The organism is Phocaeicola sp. (genome assembly GCF_057861905.1).
On sequence record NZ_DBMACV010000016.1, the window covers coordinates 32,127 to 52,055 of the forward strand.

The following is a 19,929-nucleotide window of genomic DNA, read 5'->3' on the forward strand; positions in this document are numbered from 1 at the left end:
AGCAAAGTCTGCCTTTTGTTTTATTAAAACGAAGTATATGTTTGCTAACGACAAAAGTATCGACAATCTGACTGAGCTTTTTAAGGAGGTTAAGAACTATCTGAAGTTGCAGGGGGAGTACACAAAGCTGGATTTGGTTGAAAAACTTACAATCTTGCTTTCGACACTAACGCTCATATTTATTCTTATTGTTTTGGGTACTATGGCTGCTTTTTACCTCTCTTTTATGCTGGTCTATGTTTTGGCATCGGCCACGGGAAGCTTGGTCGCGGGATATGCTATTATCGGCGGGCTGCTGATTTTAATTGCACTTGTGGTTTACAGACTGCGCAAGCGGCTTATTTTTCAACCAATGGTCAATTTTTTGGCTCGACTATTCTTGGATAATTCTTCAAATTCACTTTAGTCATATATTGAGGAGAAAATAATATGGAACAACGGATATCGTATACAATTGAAGGTATTAGAGAACGCCGGCTGGCTAAGCGGGAGGAGTTGAAACAGTCTAAAGATCGTATGCAGAATTTGTCTCAGCAACTATTTGCTCCCCAGCAAGGTAAAAATAAAATAGATAGTTTGATGCAGCAGGTGAATATGGGTATTGCGGCATATGATGGACTGATGACGGGGATAAAAATATTGCGTCGGGTGCGGGGCTTTTTTGGTGATAAAAAGAAGAAACGCTAATTAGGTAAGTAAAAGAAAAATATGGTAACGGGTGCTTTTTTCTACGGGGGTAAGCGAAAAGTATCCTTTTGCCAGTTTCTCGTCTTGTAGCTTTAAAGGATGTGTGTATAGATATTGTTGATGTACTTCCAGAGCTTCTCCGTCTGTAGCATAGTATTCTACTATATACTTACCATGCGCTTGGGGGTGGACATAGCGTTCGAATATCAAATGAGATACGACTCCCATATTCATACGTAAATTAACTTCTACGCAGGGGTGAAGCTGATAATTGTAATTGCCGGATGCACGACAGATCATCATATCTACTCCTAAATATCCATGATATGCTGTTCCTATCAGGTCTGACAGTACTGTTTCTAACGTTTGGCGGGTGTTGTGTAAGGTCGCAGTTGGAATGTAATATGATAGGATTTGTTCTATTTGCTTGTCTGATGATAGAATATTGGCTTTGTAATTGCCGTGTATGTCTGTTTCAAATAATGAATATCCTATAAAATGTGTATGTCCTTTTTCGTCTGAATAGAATTCCATTGCAAAATCTTTCACCTTATTATATAGAGGTTCTGCCATGATGTTACCCTGTACACGTAATATACGTTCGGCCCATCCTTCGATAGAGGATGTCCAGCTTGTCGGTGAAACATGTACAAGCCCTCTTCCGCTGCCAGACCAAGGAGCTTTTAAAATGCATTCCCCTGTGTTGCGAACATAATTTTGAATTTGTGAAAGAGTGTCGCATATCATTGCTTCTCCGCATAATAAATTGCTGTCAGTAAAAGATTGTAAAATCTCGGTGCAACGCTGGCGTCCTGATAGGAAACGAAGTCTTTGGATCTGTTCGTCCGACAAGAGAAAGTTCTCATTAACTCCAGATTGTCTTAGTGTATGTAAAAGAGAAGGATTCCATCCCCATGGACGGTAAGGTGCGTTTTCCCATGTATCACACCATTCTACTTGAGGCGTAAGTTCGGGGACAGGACATTGTCTTTTCTGTAGGTCAGCCTGTAAGAGTGAATTGACTTTTATTATGCTTCCTTCGGGCGCGTACCATGAAGGCAGAACAGATAGGTCGTTTGCCATGCGGATGATCTCCTTTGGAGCTTTATAATAAGGAGTAAAATTGGCTAATGCCATATCGTTTTCAGGATTAAAGAGATAGATTTCTTTTGTCATACAACACCTGTTTTTGTGTTTGCAAAGTTAGTGTAAAAAATAATATTTTGTCAACTCCAGTTTGCAAATTGAGGAACTATTACTATATTTGCAGCGAAGAAACAGAATTTCATGGAAGTATTTTACAGAACACATAATTATTTGGTCGAACATACCAATGCCCCTGTGCGACGCGACCTGATGGATGAAATAGACTGGAGTGCTCGCCTGATAGGTATTAAAGGTACGCGGGGAGTTGGCAAGACAACTTTCTTGTTGCAATATGCAAAAGAAAAGTTCGGTTTCGATCGTTCGTGTTTGTTTGTAAACATGAATAATTTCTATTTTTCTCAATGTAGCTTAGTGGATTTTGCGGGAGAGTTTGTCAAGCGAGGTGGAAAAGTCTTGCTAATTGACCAAGTATTCAAGTTGCCGGACTGGAGCCATGATCTTCGTACATGCTATGAACGTTATCCTAATTTGAAAATTGTTTTTACAGGCTCATCTGTTATGCGTCTGAAAGATGAAAATCCTGAATTGAATGGTATCGTACGTTCCTATAATTTACGTGGATTTTCTTTCAGGGAATTTTTGAATCTACAGACTGGTAACCATTTTTCTTCTTATACCTTAGAAGAAATATTGAACAATCATGAACATATTGCTAAAACGATTCTGCCTCATACCAATCCGCTCAATTATTTTCAAGACTATATTCATCATGGTTTTTATCCGTTCTTTCTTGAGAAAAGAAACTTCTCCGAGAATCTGTTGAAGACTATGAATATGATGATAGAAGTGGATATTCTTCTTATCAAACAAATTGAATTGAAATATCTGTCGAAAATAAAAAAATTATTATATTTGTTGGCAGTAGACGGTCCTGTTGCTCCTAATGTCAGCCAGTTGGCCGCCGATATACAAACCTCTCGTGCAACAGTAATGAACTATATAAAATATCTTGCTGATGCGCGATTGATTAATATGGTTTATCCAAAGGGTGAAGTGTTTCCGAAGAAACCGGCAAAGATTATGATGCACAATACGAATCTTATGTATAGTATTTATCCGGTAAAGGTAGAAGAGCAAGATGTGCTGGAAACTTTTTTTGTAAACTCGTTGTGGAAAGATCATAAAGTAAATAAGGGGGAAAAAGGTACTTCATTCTTGGTCGACGAAAACTTGAATTTTCGCATATGTAGTGAAGGTTATAAGCTAAAGAATAATCCTAATGTCTATTATGCGATGCATAAATCAGAGTTAGGACACGGAAACCAGATTCCATTATGGCTATTTGGTTTTCTGTATTAGTGTGGTGCATTAATATTGGAATAGATTTTATTACCTAATAATAATTAGTAATTGTATGACTAAACAAAAAAAATTTATCACTTGTGATGGTAATGAGGCTGCTGCTCATATCTCGTATATGTTTACAGAGGTAGCTGCTATCTATCCTATCACTCCGTCATCTACAATGGCTGAACATGTAGATGAATGGGCTGCCGCAGGTCGTAAAAATATCTTCGGTGAAACTGTCTTGGTTCAGGAAATGCAATCTGAAGGTGGTGCTGCCGGTGCAGTACATGGTTCTCTTCAGGCTGGTGCATTGACAACTACTTATACTGCATCTCAGGGTCTTTTGCTGATGATCCCTAATATGTATAAAATCGCAGGTGAGTTCTTGCCATGTGTATTCCATGTTTCTGCACGTACATTGGCTTCTCATGCTCTGTGTATCTTCGGTGATCACCAGGATGTAATGTCTTGCCGTCAGACTGGTTTCGCTATGTTGTGCGAAGGATCTGTACAAGAGGTTATGGACTTGGCTGGTGTTGCTCACTTGTCTACAATTAAATCTCGTGTTCCGTTTGTAAACTTCTTCGATGGTTTCCGTACTTCTCACGAAATTCAGAAGATTGAAAAGCTGGATAACGAAGATTTGGCTCCGCTTATCGACCAGAAGGCTTTGGCTGAGTTCCGTGAACGCGCACTCAGTCCTAACAAACCGGTTGCTCGCGGTATGGCTGAAAACCCGGATCATTTCTTCCAGCACAGAGAATCTGGTAATCCGTTCTACGATGCCGTTCCTGCTATCGTAGAAGAATATATGAACGAAATTAACAAGATTACAGGACGTAATTACGGTTTGTTCGATTACTATGGTGCTGAAGATGCTGAGAACATCATCATCGCTATGGGTTCTGTAACAGAAGCTACTCGTGAGGCTATCGACTATCTGACTGCTCAGGGTAAGAAAGTTGGTTTGGTTGCTGTTCACTTGTATCGTCCGTTCTCTGCTAAGCACTTCTTGGCTAAAGTGCCTAAGACAGTAAAACGTATTGCTGTTCTGGATCGTACTAAAGAACCGGGCGCTAACGGCGAACCTTTGTATCTGGATGTAAAAGACGTATTCTACGGACAGGAAAATGCTCCGTTGATCGTAGGCGGACGTTACGGTCTGGGTTCAAAAGATACTACTCCGGCTCAGATTCTGTCAGTATACGAAAATCTGGAACTCCCGATGCCGAAGGATCACTTTACTATCGGTATTGTGGATGATGTTACTTTCACTTCTCTGCCTCAGAAAGAAGAAATCGCTCTTGGCGCAGAAGGTGTATTCGAAGCTAAATTCTATGGATTGGGTGCTGATGGTACTGTAGGTGCTAACAAGAACTCTGTAAAAATCATCGGTGACAACACTGATAAATACTGCCAGGCTTACTTCTCTTACGACTCTAAGAAATCTGGTGGTTTCACTTGTTCTCACTTGCGCTTCGGTAATCACCCGATTCACTCAACTTATCTGGTAACTACTCCGAACTTCGTTGCTTGCCACGTTCAGGCTTACCTGCACATGTACGATGTAACTCGTGGTCTGCGCAAGAACGGTACTTTCCTGTTGAATACTATCTGGGAAGGTGAAGAACTGGCTAAGAATTTGCCGAACAAGGTTAAGAAATATTTCGCAGAAAACAATATTACTGTTTACTATATCAACGCTACACAGATTGCACAGGAAATTGGTCTGGGTAACCGTACCAATACTATCCTTCAGTCTGCATTCTTCCGTATCACAGGCGTTATTCCTGTAGACTTGGCTGTTGAACAAATGAAGAAGTTCATCGTGAAGTCTTACGGTAAGAAGGGTGAAGATGTAGTCAACAAGAACTACGCTGCCGTTGATCGTGGTGGTGAATACAAGCAGTTAACTGTAGATCCGGCTTGGGCTAACTTGGAAGTTGAAGCTGCTGCTGCCAACAATGATCCTGCATTCATCAACGAAGTTGTTCGTCCGATCAATGCTCAGGATGGTGACTTGCTGCCGGTATCTGCATTCAAGGGTATCGAAGACGGTACATGGCATCAGGGAACAGCTAAATACGAAAAACGTGGTGTAGCTGCATTCGTTCCGGAATGGAATCCTGAAAACTGTATCCAGTGTAACAAGTGTGCATACGTTTGTCCTCATGCTGCAATCCGTCCGTTCGTTCTCGATGCAGAAGAACAGAAGGGTGCTAACTTCCCGATGCTGAAGGCTGTCGGCAAACAGTTCGACGGTATGACATTCCGTGTACAAGTAGACGTTCTCGACTGTCTGGGTTGCGGTAACTGTGCTGATGTATGTCCGGGTAACCCGAAGAAGGGTGGCAAGGCTTTGACTATGAAACATCTGGAAAGTCAGTTGCCTGAAGCTGCTAACTGGACTTATTGTACTGAAAATGTGAAGTCTAAACAGCACCTGGTTGACATCAAGGCTAACGTGAAGAACTCACAGTTCGCTACTCCGTTGTTCGAGTTCTCTGGAGCTTGCTCTGGTTGTGGTGAAACACCGTACGTAAAACTGATTTCTCAGTTGTTTGGTGACCGTGAAATGGTTGCTAATGCTACTGGATGTTCTTCTATCTATTCTGGTTCTGTTCCTTCAACTCCGTATACAACTAACGAAAAAGGTCAGGGTCCTGCTTGGGCAAACTCATTGTTCGAAGACTTCTGTGAATTCGGTTTGGGTATGGAATTGGCTAACAAGAAGCTGCGTAACCGTCTGGAAGATGCTATGAAGGCTGCTATCGCTGCTGAAGGTACTCCGGCTGAATACAAGGAAGCATTCCAGGAATGGATTGACGGACGTAACGATGCAGACAAGAGCAAGGCTGCTGCTGAAAAGATTATTCCGCTGGTAGAAGCTGCAAAAGATAAATGTGCTTATTGCGCTACTATCGATGAATTCAAAGATTATTTGGTTAAACGTTCTCAGTGGATTATCGGTGGTGATGGTGCTTCTTATGATATCGGTTACGGAGGTTTGGATCACGTTATCGCTTCTGGCGAAGATGTAAACATCTTGGTATTGGATACAGAAGTTTACTCTAACACAGGTGGTCAGTCTTCTAAGGCTACTCCGCTGGGTGCTATCGCTAAATTTGCTGCTTCTGGTAAGCGTGTACGTAAGAAAGACCTGGGTCTGATTGCTACTACTTACGGATATGTTTATGTTGCTCAGATTGCAATGGGTGCTGACCAGGCTCAGACTTTGAAGGCTATCCGCGAAGCTGAAGCATATCACGGACCTTCTTTGGTTATCGCTTATGCTCCATGTATCAACCACGGTTTGAAAGCTGGTATGGGTAAATCTCAGGCTGAAGAGGCTAAGGCTGTAGAATGTGGCTACTGGCACTTGTGGCGCTTCAACCCGGCTCTGGAAGAAGAAGGTAAGAATCCGTTCTCACTCGATTCTAAAGAACCGAACTGGGATAACTTCCAGGATTACCTGAAGGGTGAAGTTCGTTTTGCTTCTGTAATGAAACAGTATCCTGCTGAGGCTGCCGATTTGTTCAATGCTTGTGAAGATATGGCTAAGAAACGTTATGCTTCTTACAAGCGTATGGCTGCTATGGACTGGAGTGAAGAGAAATAATCTTCTGTTACATAAACAAACATTCTGATAAATTAAAAGGAGAGGGCATACCGTGGGTATGTCCTCTCTGTTTTTATTGGATGGAAAGTTTTGTCGGCAGGTAGTATGTATTTGTTGGTTCTATAGCTTTTCGTGGTGAAAAAATATAAAAACCTTTTCATGTTGTATCCTGTTTACGCCAATTTTTGTATTTTTGCCGACAACTATGAGTAGAATTTTAGCGATAGACTACGGAAAAAAACGTACGGGCATTGCTGTATCTGATCCGATGCAGATTATTGCCAATGGACTCACGACTGTGCCCACGCATCAGTTGGTGGATTTCTTATTGAACTATGTACGGCAAGAGGAGGTTGAACGTATAATTATCGGGCATCCTAAGCAGATGAATAATGAGGATTCTGAAAATATGAAGAATATTATACCTTTTATGAATCGTCTGAAAAAAATCTTGCCAGATATGGCTGTTGAACTGGTGGATGAGCGCTTTACGTCTGTTTTAGCGCATCAGGCAATGCTGGCTGGTGGCTTAAAAAAGAAAGACCGTCAGAACAAAGCCTTGGTTGATGAAATAAGTGCTACGATAATTCTACAATCTTATCTTGAATCCAAACGAATTTAAAACTTCAAAAAAATAAAAACGATGATTTTACCTATTTACGTATACGGTCAGCCTGTACTTCGTCAGGAGGCCGAAGACATAACTCCGGATTATCCCAATTTGAAAGACTTGATTCAAAATATGTTCGAAACGATGGATCGTGCAGATGGCGTAGGGCTTGCTGCTCCTCAAGTTGGGCTTCCTATTCGAGTTGTGGTAATCAACTTGGACGTACTATCCGAGGATATGCCGGAGTTTAAAGATTTTCGTCATGCATATATTAATCCTCATATTTTGGAAGTCGGGGAAGAACTCGTTTCTATGGAAGAGGGCTGTTTAAGCTTGCCGGGAATACACGAGAGTGTGAAGAGACCTGACAAAATTCATGTTACTTATTTGGATGAAGAAATGAATCCGCATGATGAATGGGTTGAAGGATATCTGGCACGTGTTATGCAACATGAGTTTGACCATTTGGAAGGAACTATGTTTATCGATCATTTGTCTGCTCTTCGTAAACAGATGATAAAAGGTAAACTGAACAATATGCTGAAGGGAAAAGCGCGGTGTGCTTACAAGGTGAAAACAGTAAAATGATTCGAAAACTTCTCTATATATTATATATAATAGGTGTCTTTTCTCCTTTGAGTTCGTGGGGACAGATTAATACGGACCGGGTAATGACTATAGGACGGAATGCATTGTATTTTGAAGATTACGTACTTTCCATTCAGTACTTTAATCAGGTAATCAATGCTAAGCCTTATTTGGCAGAACCTTATTTTTATCGCGGGCTTGCTAAAATGAACTTGGATGATTATCAAGGCGCTGAAAATGATTGTACCGAGGCTATTGAACGTAATCCTTTCGTACCTAATGCATATCAGATACGAGGTATTTCTCGTATTCGTCAGGAGAAATTTAAAGAGGCCATTCAGGACTATGAGAAAGCTTTAAAACTTGATCCTGAGAATATCAGCTTGTGGCATAACTTGGCGTTGTGTCGTATGCGGGAAGAAGATTATGCTTTGGCAAAAGCAGACTTGGATACATTGATCCGTATAGCTCCTCGTTATACAGATGCTTATCTGATGCGTACAGAGGTTTCTCTGAAGCAAAAAGATACGCTTCAGGCAATGACCGATGCAGATAGGGCGATAGATATGGATCGCTATAATTCAGATACGTGGGCTTCCAGGGGAATGTTGTTTTTGCAGCGTGAAAAATATGCTGATGCAGAAAGTGATTTGACGGAGGCTATTCGTTTGTCGGTCCGTAATGCAGGTTTGTTCATTAATCGTGCTTTAGCTCGTTATCATCAGAATAACTTGAGGGGAGCAATGCAGGATTATGATTTAGCATTGGATATAGATCGTAACAATTTCATAGGCCATTACAATCGAGGATTGTTGCGTGCGCAAGTTGGAGATGATAATCGTGCGATTGAAGATTTTGACTTTGTTTTGCAGATAGAGCCTGATAATATGATGTCTGTATTCAATCGTGGTTTATTGCGCGATAAAACAGGTGACTATGCTGGAGCAATAGCAGATTACACTGCAGTTATTAATGAGTATCCGAATTTTTTGGCTGGATATCAATATCGGGCGCAGGCGCGTAGAAAAACAGGCGATTTGAAGGGAGCGGATGAAGATGAATTTAAGGTACTGAAAGCCCAGCTTGATGCCCAAAACGGGAAGTCAAACCAGCGTCAGACTGCAGCTTCGGGAGATAAAACTCGTAAGAAGTCGGATAAGAATATGAATAACTATCGTAAGATTATCGTTGCTGATAATGAGGATGAAACTACGAAGTATAAGACCGATTATCGTGGACGTGTGCAGGATAGAAATATCACTATTCTTCCGCAGCCCATGTTTGCTTTGACATATTACGAGCGTCATGAAGAGGTGAAACGGCAAATTAATTATTCCAAGTATATTGATGATTTGAATAACCGTCATGTACTTCCTCTTCCTTTGTTGATTACTAATAATGAAGCTTCGTTGACGGAAGAACAAGCTAAGTTGCATTTTGCTTCCATTGATGAGGAAACAGAAAAAATAGTGAAGAATCCGGAAGATATGATGCATTATTATGCGCGTGCGATGGATTTCTATTTAGTGCAGGATTTTGATAATGCCTTGAAGGATTTAGATGCGGCAATAGAACGTGATTCAACTTTCTTCCCATCCTATTTTATGCGTTCGCTTATTCATTATAAGCAGTTAGAATACCGTAAGCGTGATAAGAATGATGAATATGAGGCAAAAATAGATGTGGGCGGACAACCGCAAGTACGTGTATTGGATTATGCAACCATTCGCCGGGATTTGGATGAAGTAATTCGTTTGGCTCCTGATTTTGCCTATGCTTACTATAATCGTGGTAATATACTGGCTGTGATGAAAGACTATCATGCTGCGTTGGTTGATTATAATAAAGCGATAGAGTTGGATCCTCGTTTTTCTGATGCTTATTATAATCGTGGCTTGACGAATGTTTTTCTGGGAAACAACCGCCAGGGAATACAGGATTTGAGTAAGGCAGGGGAGCTTGGTATTTTCTCGGCTTATAGTGTGATAAAACGTTTTACTTCGGTAACGGAAAAACAGAATGAATAATAAATTGAAGTGTAAAGGATGAAGAATTTGCAGGTGAACTGTTTAAAATTCTTCATCCTTCATTCTTTATTCTTCATTTATTTGTTTAATTTTGCGACTCAATAATAGATCAATAACATAAAGATTATGATTAAGATTACTTTTCCTGACGGCTCTGTTCGTGAGTACAACGAAGGAGTAACTGGTCTGCAGATTGCAGAAAGTATCAGTTCGCGTTTGGCGCAAGATGTATTGGCTTGTGGCGTAAACGGTGAAACTATTGATTTAACTAGACCTATTAACGAAGATGCTGAATTCGTACTTTATAAGTGGGATGATGAGCAAGGCAAACATGCATTTTGGCATACAAGTGCTCACTTGTTGGCTGAAGCATTGCAGGAGCTGTATCCGGGTATTCAGTTTGGTATTGGTCCGGCTATTGAAAACGGTTTCTATTATGATGTAGATCCGGGAGAGGCTGTAATAAAAGAAAGCGATCTGCCGGCAATCGAAAAGAAGATGATTGAATTGGCTGCCAAGAAAGAAGAATTGGTACGCCAGAGCATTTCTAAAGAGGATGCTTTGAAGATGTTTGGTGAAAGAGGCGAAACTTATAAATGTGAGCTGATTTCAGAACTTGAAGATGGCCATATTACAACATATACCCAGGGAGCTTTTACTGATCTTTGTCGTGGCCCGCATTTGCCTTCTACGGCCCCTATTAAAGCTATAAAATTATTGTCTGTTGCGGGAGCTTATTGGAGAGGACAGGAAGACCGTAAACAGATGACACGTATTTATGGTATAACATTCCCTAAAAAGAAAATGTTGGATGAATACCTTACATTGTTAGAGGAAGCCAAAAAACGTGACCACCGTAAAATCGGTAAGGAAATGGAATTGTTTATGTTCTCTGATATGGTAGGTAAAGGTCTTCCTATGTGGTTGCCAAAGGGTACTGCATTGCGTATTCGTTTGCAGGATTTCTTGCGCCGTATTCAGGCTCGTTACGATTATCAGGAAGTTATGTGTCCTCCAATTGGTAATAAATTGTTGTATGTAACTTCAGGACACTATGCAAAATATGGTAAAGATTCATTCCAGCCTATTCATACACCGGAAGAAGGTGAAGAGTATTTCTTGAAGCCGATGAACTGTCCTCATCACTGTATGATTTATAAGAATACACCGCGTTCTTATCGTGATCTGCCTTTGCGTATTGCAGAATTTGGTACAGTATGCCGTTACGAGCAGAGTGGTGAACTTCACGGATTAACTCGTGTACGTAGCTTTACTCAAGATGATGCGCACATTTTCTGTCGCCCTGATCAGGTAAAAGATGAGTTCTTGCGCGTTATGGATATTATCTCTATCGTATTCAGATCTATGGGGCTTGAAAACTTCGAAGCTCAGATTTCTTTGCGTGATAAAGTTAATCACGAGAAATACATTGGTAGCGATGAAAACTGGGAAAAAGCAGAAAGAGCTATTGTCGAAGCTTGTGAGGAAAAAGGACTGAAGGCAAAAGTTGAATATGGAGAAGCTGCTTTCTATGGTCCTAAGTTGGACTTTATGGTGAAAGATGCTATCGGTCGTCGTTGGCAGCTGGGTACTATTCAGGTTGATTACAACTTGCCTGAACGTTTCCAGTTGGAGTATATGGGCGCAGATAATCAGAAACATCGTCCGGTTATGATTCATCGTGCACCGTTTGGATCAATGGAACGTTTTGTTGCCGTATTAATTGAGCATACTGCAGGTAAGTTCCCGTTGTGGTTGACTCCTGATCAGGTTGCAATTTTGCCTATCTCTGAAAAATTTAATGATTATGCAAATCAAGTTCGTCAGGAACTGAAGAAGAGTGACATCCGCGCCATCGTAGACGATCGTAATGAAAAGATTGGTCGTAAGATTCGTGATAACGAAATGAAACGTATTCCTTACATGTTGATTGTCGGAGAAAAAGAGGCCGAAAATGGAGAAGTCGCTGTACGTAAACAAGGAGAAGGCGATAAAGGAACCATGAAAATCGAAGAATTTGCAAAAAATATTGCAGAAGAAGTTCATAATATGATAAATAAATGGTAACTTTGCAACCGTTTGTGGAAGTAATGTTATATTTGCTTCCACAAATAGCCAACTTTAAGAACAATAATTTATAATTAAAAAGCAAACAAAAAGGAAGAAAAAGAATTTTTTAATGAAGAATGACACTTTAAAAGGGCAGCATCGAATCAATGAACAGATTCGCGCCAAAGAAGTACGTATTGTGGGAGATGATATCGAATCGGCTGTATATCCGATAGCACAAGCTTTAAAACTGGCTGAAGAACATGAAGCTGATTTAGTTGAAATTTCACCCAACGCTGTTCCTCCAGTTTGTAGAATTATAGATTATTCTAAATTCCTTTATCAGTTAAAGAAACGCGCAAAGGAACAAAAAGCAAAACAAGTTAAAGTTAATGTAAAGGAAATCCGTTTCGGACCTCAAACAGATGAACATGACTATAACTTTAAACTGAAGCATGCTATTGGCTTTTTGCAGGATGGTGATAAGGTGAAGGCTTATGTCTTCTTTAAAGGACGTTCTATCTTGTTTAAAGAACAAGGGGAAGTTTTGCTTTTGCGTTTTGCTAATGATTTGGAGGAATATGCAAAGGTTGAGCAAATGCCGTTGCTGGAAGGTAAGAGAATGACAATCTCTTTATCGCCTAAAAAGGCAACAGCACCTAAAAAGCCGGCTAAACCGGCAGCTCCAAAGGACGAAGAAGCTGAATAATGATAAAAGAGTGTGTAACGCGCCGGTATAGTGCGTTGCCACTATTGAGTAATAATAATTAAAATTTAATAAGATGCCAAAGGTAAAAACTAACTCCGGTTCTAAAAAAAGATTCGCTCTTACCGGAACAGGTAAAATCAAGAGAAAGCACGCTTTTCACAGTCACATTTTGACTAAGAAGACTAAAAAGCAGAAAAGAAACCTTGTACATGCAGGATTGGTACACAGTGCTAACCTGACTCAGGTTAAGGAACTTCTTTGCATGAAGTAATCTTGAGAGGAAAAAGCGTAAACGTATCATTTTAAATTATTAACCGAATGCATTAGCTTCAAGTTCGATTGTAAAATATCGGCGCTATCATTCAAAAAAGAATTAAAACTATGCCAAGATCAGTAAATCACGTTGCTTCTAGAGCAAAAAGAAAGAAAATTTTAGGTTTAACCAGAGGTTACTTTGGTGCAAGAAAAAATGTTTGGACCGTTGCTAAAAATACTTGGGAAAAAGGTCTGACTTATGCATACCGTGACCGTAAGAACAAAAAACGTAACTTCCGCGCATTGTGGATTCAGCGTATCAATGCTGCTGCTCGTTTGGAAGGTATGTCTTATTCTAAGTTGATGGGTGCATTGCACAAAGCAGGTATTGAAATCAACCGTAAGGTTTTGGCTGATTTAGCTGTAAACCATCCTGAAGCATTTAAGGCTGTTGTTGCAAAAGCAAAAGCTGCTTAATCAGGAGAACGATTAAAAGAATAGGAGGGATATCACATAGGTGGTATCCCTTTTTTATTGGGGTAATGTCAGGTTTTGGGATGAACTCGTTTAGAAGCCTTTGCAAAATGTGATAAATGGAGAATAGGTGATAAGGAGGATATCTTCATATGAGGTCGTTGCTTTAAAAACTGCAATGGAAGGGAGAGGAAAGTTTGTAGTAGTCTGTAGATATCTGTAAAATTAAGTAGCTAAGATTTTGTTATTTCAGATTAAAGTATTATTTTTGTAATACAAAAATGAAGCCGCACTTGCAGAATCGGGAAACTCATCAAATTATAAGAAATACCGAGAACAGCTTCATCTTCCAATGGCGGGCCACGCCTTCGGGTAGCATTTATGCCGGTGGATTACAAAGGGGGAGAGCACTCAAATCATGTTTATCGGAGTTTCGTCACGCCTCGGGTGCGGCTTTTCTTTTTAGGTTAAGCGATGGTTTTATTTCAGGGGAATATAAAACTTCGCTTTTGTTTTTTCTGGACTATTCATTTTTTATTAATCTGCTTTAATATTCCTTTTATGATATTTTATTTTTCCGGTACAGGCAATTCTCGTTGGGTCGCAGAGCGCTTAGGTGAACTTTTGGAGGAAGCTGTTTGTTCTATAGCAGATATACTGGCGAAAAAGAACAGCTTTGTTGCTGAGGAGAATACAATAGGTATTGTTTTTCCTGTCTATTCGTGGGGACCTCCTGCGGTTGTTCTCCGTTTTATAGCTGAACTTCAGACTATATGTAAGCCTGAGTATGTATATTTTGTTTGTACTTGTGGAGATGACACAGGTAAGACGCCGCAGCTTATTCGTCGTGCTTTTGAGAGAAAAGGCTGGATATGTAGTGCGGGTTTCTCTGTGATTATGCCGAATACATATGTGGCTTTACCCGGTTTTGATGTCGATCCGTTGCCGGTAGCACAAGAAAAGCTGAAAAAGGCAGAAGATAGAGTTAAAGAGATTGCATGTAAACTGGCAGCACGTGAGCATCTGATGGATTGTTGTGAAGGATCTCTGCCTTGGGTGAAGACGTATATTGTTCACCCTTTGTTTGCGCACTTTTTGGTGTCGGCTAAACCTTTTCGGGCGACAGAAGCTTGTATATCATGTGGAAAATGTGAGGCAGTCTGTCCGCTTCATAACATCCGTCTGACAGATGGAAAACCTGAATGGGGAAATCATTGTGCGATGTGCTTGGCCTGTTATCATCATTGCCCGAAGCATGCCATTGAATATGCTAAGGTAACCCGGAAAAAAGGACAATATGTGTTTACCAAAATAAAAGGGAAATAGCCCTTCAAGGAAGAAGGGCTGGTACTATAGCTTCTATTTGATTTTCTACTTTGTCGGGCAAGCGGGAGAAGAAATCTAAACCTGTAACACTTTCTACGGAATCTACAGAAACCATATATTTCTCCAGTTTGTTATGCCCTGCTTTATTGTTGAATAGAAATCCCATTGCTACCGGATTCTTTCGATTATAAATTAATATCACTTTAAAGAAACGGTCAGGCACAGCCACTTTGTGTTGCCCGATACGCTTGGGAGTGGGAGAGTCATAGATTGGTCCGCAAGCAATATAGATGCTGCCATATTTTTTAGCCCATCTGCGGCATTCCTCTTCTAAGTTCCCCCAGTCATCGCGGTTCAGTTTCTGGTTTTGAGGGCAAATATTGCTCATATAGAACGACTCTTGCATTGCTTTTTCACTCCATTTCATGTCGGCTGCCGGAGCCATGTGCCCTCTGTCGTAGCCCGAATGTGTATAATCGGAATGTTCTACCCGAGGTTCTGGCAAATCAGGGTCAGGAAGAAATTTATTCTTTCGCTCTTCATTGCCACTTGTTTCCTGACGTGTCAGTTCCCATGCAACCCAGTTAGGTGTTTTGTAGAAGTTATTATACGAAATAGTGAAAGCGGTACGAGTCAATCTGATTTCATCACGTTTCTGGGTGGAAACAGGAATTTCCAGCTTCGATGCAATATCTTTTTGCCTGTTCTCTTTCGCATCTTCCGATATTTTTTCAACATACTGAGTTGCATTGTCCACGGTTTGTTCTACCTGCTGTTTTAGGGAGGCCGATCTTGCCGTATCATTATTCTGATACAAATAGAGAGCGGCAGCTATGATTATGACAAGAAGGATAAAACCTTTCAGCGAGCCGGTAGAATTGTTCTTCTTTTTACTCATGTTCTGCCAGTTAGGACAATTTAAAACGAATACGGAAAATTCCCTCTTTATAGTCGGAACTGATGATACGGAAGGTACCTATTTCCGATGTATTAGTTACGTGCAGTCCGATACACAGGCATTCGTCATAGTCGCCTACTCGTACAACCCGAACGGTATCCGAAGCTCCGTCGGGCAGTCTTTTTAAGTCGAACCGTCCCTTGGCCTCTTCTTGGGTGATGTATTCAGTAGTAACAGGCAAATGTTGTGCTATTACTGCATTTACCGTACTTTCTATGCGTGCGATATCCTCTTCTGTAGGGGCCTGAGGTAAAGCAAAGTCGAGTTTGCTCTTTTTCTTTTCGATATGAGCCGAAACAGCGCGTCCACATCCAAAGAGGTTTACCATTGTACGGTTTACAATATGTTCGCAGGTATGCATAGGCGGATATTCCTGCTTGTTATGTTCATTCAGTTGAAGTTCTTCCATGATTAGTTTTTTATTGTTTATATTGTTATTGGTCTTTGCGGTTACATCATTCTATATCTGGTAGAATGATGAATTTTTATTTTCAATCGGAATGCAAATATATGCGATTTTTCGGGGAAAATATTCATAGAAATATTCTTATCTTCACGTATGGGCATAAAAAAAGGAGTACCGCTGTACTCCAACCTTTTGTTAACCTTAAATCTAATACTATGAAAAACACATTGCAAAGGTAGGGACTTTTTGTGATTCTACAAATATAAAAGATGATTTTTTCTGCTGTATAACATTGTTTAAGAATTACCTTGCTGTAAAGGCTTTTCATTAACATCTGTTTTACGTACCTTTGCCTCACTAAAACTCATAATGATATGGCATTTGAAGCGACGAAAAGAGAATGGGGCGAACTATATGCATTTTTTCGCCTTCTGGCAGACGGTTATGTGTATGCCGGAACTCCCGATGTGAAAAGAAATGAACAGCAGCGCATTCCTGTAGCAATGGTACAGCGAGAAGAGCATGATGGCACGCGCCAATATATTGTAGAAAAAGACAATATCCATGTGAAGGGAGAGAAAATGGACAAGCTTGTACCGCGCGAAGACTTTGAGACTGTTGCCGAGTTGATATTACAGGCCATTCGTAACAGCCGGCAGGATGATGTGACTTCGCCCGATGGAGTGGAAGAGTTCCTGGATGAAGTGGCTATTTATGATCTGGAGGCTAAGACTGACGACCGCACGGACTTTAGTGTTGCTTTCTATGATGTTACTGCGCCGCTTACCGGCTTTTGTGTTCGCTCTCGACTGGGGATGATGTTTCCGCTGCTTGATGGTGGGCGTACGGCCAATTTTAAGTTTGAACAGACCGGCGTAAAGTTTGCTGTACCGACAATAAATAAGATAAATGCGGAGGGGGAGGAAGATGATGTGATTGCCCGTATGCTGATGATTGAACGCTTGGGAGGCGTTTTAAAGTATAACGATGTAGCCGACAAGATATTCCGCAGTAATCTTGCAATGCTGGACTTGCATATGGGACGTCTGCTTGCCGAAATGACGCGCTTAATGTGGTTGGACGGCATTACCAAGGTTTCAGATCTGACGGAGGAAGTGAAGCGCTTGAATCCGCTTAAGATTAAGGATGAACTGATAAACAAACATGGCTTTTACGAATATAAAATAAAGGAGTTTCTTTTGGCATTGGCTACCGGTATGCGTCCGGCTAAATTGTACAACGGTACCGAATCGGCTATCAGTGGCTTTTTGTTTGTGACGGGCGAAGGCGAAGTGTTGTGCTATCAGCGTGCTTATCGTCAGGTATTTGCCGATTTCCTGTTCTATAATTCTCGTCTTGAAAAAGGCTCTACGGAAAAAGATAAGTATGGTTATCTGGAACGTGAAAACGGAGTTTATTATTTTAAGCTGAACCTGAAAATCGGCTTGTTGAAACGTTGACTCTGATGTATATGCCATAGGGCGTATGCAGGCTTTAAATAATTAATGATCTATAGATCAAGAAGTATCCCGTCGTCGAATATTTTTCGGCGGCGGGATATTTTCTTTGGAGTATTTTCTCCTAAGAACGTCACCGTCTTTTTTTATTTTCTGTACAAAAAATAAAAATGTTTGTACAAATTTTTGTTTCCTTTTCCGCATCTATAGAAGAAAAGCTGCGAGGGAGATTCTTTTTTTTCCCTTATATTGCTTCAATAGTATTTGCAAGCCAGATTGTCGGGTGCCTGCGCTTTCATCTCTTTTCTCTTGAATTCTCTGAATTTGTAACTGAAGGAGGGTGTATCTTTATGACGAGGTTTAGATGCTTTTTGATATCTTGAATCATGTTTGTGTATTTGTCTGTCTTTTCATTCTGTTTGATGACTTTGCTGAACTTTTCGTAAGTTAGCTTCCTGCTTGCCTGGTGCATTCTTCCATGCAAGAAGCTTGATTGGTATAGCAGATGAAATTCTTGGAAAATCCTTTTAGATTTTTGTTGTAGCAGGTAACGGCATTCTTGCATTGGTGGAGCTGGATATAGCTTACGGTAGCATGTTTCATGCGGTAAAGTTCTCTGCTTTTATGTTATTTCTATTTTGCTTTCTATCATTTTCAGCTATGACAGGATATAAGTATTATTCGTTCCATCGTGATATCTTCTGTGGTTCTTGTAGACAGTTTGGGCGTTTTTCATTTCTGTCTGGAAGAGATTTCTGTTTTGTTCGACTTTGTTTTCTATTTTTGAGAATCTTTTTCTCGTTCTGTTGGGATAATTTTTGTGCTTTTAGTGGGAAGTTCGTTAGGAATTTCTATTCTATCTGCCGTTTTTTTTACCAGCCATTCCGATATTTTTCGGTCCCTGGAGCATTTTTCTGCCTATTTTGTGTAGGCATCTGCCGTGTTTTCCCCGTAATTTTGATTTTTCATCCGGAATCTTTTACATTTTGCGGATGTCGCCTGTCGTTTTTTTATCGGCTATTTCGGCATTTTTCAGTTCTCGGAGCATTTTTTCTGCCTGTTTTGTGCAGGCGCCTGCTGTGTTTTTTCCCGTAATCTTGATTTTTCATCTGGAATCTTTCGTGTTTTGTGGGTACTGCCTGCCGTTTTTTCATCTCATTCCCGTATTTTTTGTGCTTCTCCTGAATTTTTTTCTAAGGAAAAGCCTACTATTTTCGGCTTTCGCTTCCCATTCTCGGGTATTTTTCCCTCACCTTTCGAATCATTTTCAAGCTTTTTTCCGTGCAGTGTGGGAAATTTTTCTCTCCATATCCATAATTTTTCCACTTTTCTCAGGACTTTCCGGAGGGAATTTATCAGCCATTCCGGTATTTTTCGGTTTCCGAATCATTTTTTTTGTCAGTCTTGTGCAGGCTCTTGCCGTGTTTTTCCTCCGTCATCCCGATTTTTCTCCGGAATCTTTTGCGTTTTACGGATGCTGCTTGCTGTTTTTTTTATCAGCCATTCCGGTATTTTTCGATTCCCGGAGCATTTTTTTCTGCCGGTCTTGTGCAGGCGCCCGCCGTGTTTTTTCTCCGTCATCCCGATTTTCATCTGAAATCTTTCACATTTTACGGATGCTGCCTACCGTGTTTTTTCCAGCCATTCCGGCATTTTGGGGTTCCCGAAGCATTCTTTTCTGCCGGTCTTGTGCAGGCGCCTGCCGTCTTTTTTCCCCGTCATCCCGATTTTTCTCCGGAATCTTTTGCATTTTGCGGATGCCGCCTGCCGTGTTTTTTCCAGCCATACCGGCACTTTTCCCCCTTTTTCTGCCTTTCCCGCTTATGGAAAATCTCCTGCTTTCCTGCTTTTGTACGGACTTTCTGCATGGAACCGACGCGCGCGCATTCGCACGCGCGTAATAATATATTGAGTAGCCTTTCCGGCTTTCTTTTCCTTCTTCCGCAAGACATGCCGTAAAACATACCTGAAACACAGCCGTTTATGAATTTTCTTGCAAAAGTCTTGAAAAAAAGTGTTTGTAAAAGTTGGAGTTTGCGAAAAAGAGCGTAATTTTGCACCCGCTTTCGAGAGGGAAAGACGTTGAAGAGATGACATTCTGAAAGGAAAGGGAGCAGGAAGCAGCGGTTCTACGGTACCTCCAAGTATCTTACCTTAACGGCGTTAAGGGAGCGAGAACGGCAGCCGGTTGATGCCGACTTCCGCCGCCAAAAAAAACTTTTTGAAAAAAAACTTTCGAAAAAGTTTGGTGGTTACGAAAAAAGCTCTTACCTTTGCAAACGCTTTCGACAACGAGTGGAAGCAGAAAGA

Annotated in this window: 18 protein-coding genes; 13 read left to right on the forward strand and 5 right to left on the reverse strand. The window is 40.8% G+C overall.

Annotated features, from left to right (window positions below):
- Positions 1–37 precede the first annotated feature (37 nt).
- Together ACZM60_RS05130 and ACZM60_RS05135 are read left to right on the forward strand one after the other, a co-directional pair.
- Positions 38–406 (forward strand): phage holin family protein, encoded by a 369-nt coding sequence (locus ACZM60_RS05130; protein WP_021971924.1) that lies wholly within the window; start codon positions 38–40, stop codon positions 404–406.
- 23 nt (positions 407–429) lie between these two features.
- The gene (locus ACZM60_RS05135) at positions 430–687 is read left to right on the forward strand and encodes a hypothetical protein (RefSeq protein ID WP_021971923.1); all 258 of its coding nucleotides are present in this window, start codon (positions 430–432) and stop codon (positions 685–687) included.
- Here ACZM60_RS05135 and ACZM60_RS05140 read toward each other — a convergent pair whose 3' ends face one another.
- Positions 688–1,863, reverse strand: a complete 1,176-nt coding sequence (locus ACZM60_RS05140; RefSeq protein ID WP_021971922.1) for a hypothetical protein — start codon at positions 1,861–1,863, stop codon at positions 688–690.
- A 111-nt stretch (positions 1,864–1,974) separates the two neighbouring features.
- Here ACZM60_RS05140 and ACZM60_RS05145 point away from each other — a divergent pair, with 111 nt between their 5' ends.
- From ACZM60_RS05145 to ACZM60_RS05190, 10 genes are all read left to right on the forward strand, one after another.
- Complete coding sequence (locus ACZM60_RS05145; RefSeq protein WP_021971921.1) at positions 1,975–3,153, forward strand: ATP-binding protein; 1,179 nt, start codon at positions 1,975–1,977, stop codon at positions 3,151–3,153.
- A gap of 55 nt (positions 3,154–3,208) precedes the next feature.
- A complete protein-coding gene (nifJ, locus tag ACZM60_RS05150; protein WP_489520939.1) occupies positions 3,209–6,760 on the forward strand; it encodes a pyruvate:ferredoxin (flavodoxin) oxidoreductase in 3,552 nt (1,183 codons plus the stop codon).
- 205 nt (positions 6,761–6,965) lie between these two features.
- Entirely contained in the window at positions 6,966–7,382 is a 417-nt protein-coding gene (gene ruvX, locus ACZM60_RS05155) for a Holliday junction resolvase RuvX (RefSeq protein WP_340319790.1), read from the forward strand.
- Positions 7,383–7,403: 21 nt separating this feature from the next.
- Positions 7,404–7,958, forward strand: coding sequence for a peptide deformylase (def, locus tag ACZM60_RS05160; RefSeq protein WP_340319791.1), 555 nt, complete (start codon positions 7,404–7,406; stop codon positions 7,956–7,958).
- Positions 7,955–9,985 carry a tetratricopeptide repeat protein gene (locus tag ACZM60_RS05165; RefSeq protein WP_489520940.1) on the forward strand — a complete coding sequence of 677 codons (2,031 nt, stop codon included), beginning with the start codon at positions 7,955–7,957 and terminating at the stop codon, positions 9,983–9,985. Before def ends, ACZM60_RS05165 begins: the two co-directional genes overlap by 4 nt.
- A 126-nt stretch (positions 9,986–10,111) precedes the next feature.
- Positions 10,112–12,052, forward strand: a complete 1,941-nt coding sequence (gene thrS / locus ACZM60_RS05170) for a threonine--tRNA ligase (RefSeq protein WP_021971916.1) — start codon at positions 10,112–10,114, stop codon at positions 12,050–12,052.
- Between the two features lie 112 nt (positions 12,053–12,164).
- Positions 12,165–12,743: a translation initiation factor IF-3 gene (infC, locus tag ACZM60_RS05175; RefSeq protein WP_340319793.1), complete on the forward strand. Its 579-nt coding sequence runs from the start codon at positions 12,165–12,167 to the stop codon at positions 12,741–12,743.
- 73 nt (positions 12,744–12,816) lie between these two features.
- Positions 12,817–13,014, forward strand: a complete 198-nt coding sequence (gene rpmI, locus ACZM60_RS05180) for a 50S ribosomal protein L35 (RefSeq protein WP_022233768.1) — start codon at positions 12,817–12,819, stop codon at positions 13,012–13,014.
- A 110-nt stretch (positions 13,015–13,124) separates the two neighbouring features.
- Positions 13,125–13,475 carry a 50S ribosomal protein L20 gene (gene rplT / locus ACZM60_RS05185; RefSeq protein WP_007564746.1) on the forward strand — a complete coding sequence of 117 codons (351 nt, stop codon included), beginning with the start codon at positions 13,125–13,127 and terminating at the stop codon, positions 13,473–13,475.
- 558 nt (positions 13,476–14,033) lie between these two features.
- Positions 14,034–14,798: an EFR1 family ferrodoxin gene (locus tag ACZM60_RS05190; protein WP_489520941.1), complete on the forward strand. Its 765-nt coding sequence runs from the start codon at positions 14,034–14,036 to the stop codon at positions 14,796–14,798.
- A 4-nt stretch (positions 14,799–14,802) separates the two neighbouring features.
- Here ACZM60_RS05190 and ACZM60_RS05195 read toward each other — a convergent pair whose 3' ends face one another.
- Positions 14,803–15,696 (reverse strand): DNA/RNA non-specific endonuclease, encoded by an 894-nt coding sequence (locus ACZM60_RS05195; protein WP_021970146.1) that lies wholly within the window; start codon positions 15,694–15,696, stop codon positions 14,803–14,805.
- A 10-nt stretch (positions 15,697–15,706) separates the two neighbouring features.
- Positions 15,707–16,165, reverse strand: coding sequence for an alanyl-tRNA editing protein (locus ACZM60_RS05200; RefSeq protein ID WP_021970145.1), 459 nt, complete (start codon positions 16,163–16,165; stop codon positions 15,707–15,709).
- Between the two features lie 371 nt (positions 16,166–16,536).
- Here ACZM60_RS05200 and ACZM60_RS05205 point away from each other — a divergent pair, with 371 nt between their 5' ends.
- Positions 16,537–17,622, forward strand: a complete 1,086-nt coding sequence (locus ACZM60_RS05205) for an HpaII family restriction endonuclease (protein ID WP_021970144.1) — start codon at positions 16,537–16,539, stop codon at positions 17,620–17,622.
- 1,395 nt (positions 17,623–19,017) lie between these two features.
- On the opposite strand, the gene ACZM60_RS05210 is transcribed toward ACZM60_RS05205, so the two are convergent.
- Positions 19,018–19,212, reverse strand: a complete 195-nt coding sequence (locus ACZM60_RS05210) for a hypothetical protein (protein WP_489520942.1) — start codon at positions 19,210–19,212, stop codon at positions 19,018–19,020.
- A 10-nt stretch (positions 19,213–19,222) separates the two neighbouring features.
- Entirely contained in the window at positions 19,223–19,405 is a 183-nt protein-coding gene (locus tag ACZM60_RS05215; RefSeq protein ID WP_489520943.1) for a hypothetical protein, read from the reverse strand.
- Positions 19,406–19,929: the final 524 nt, after the last annotated feature.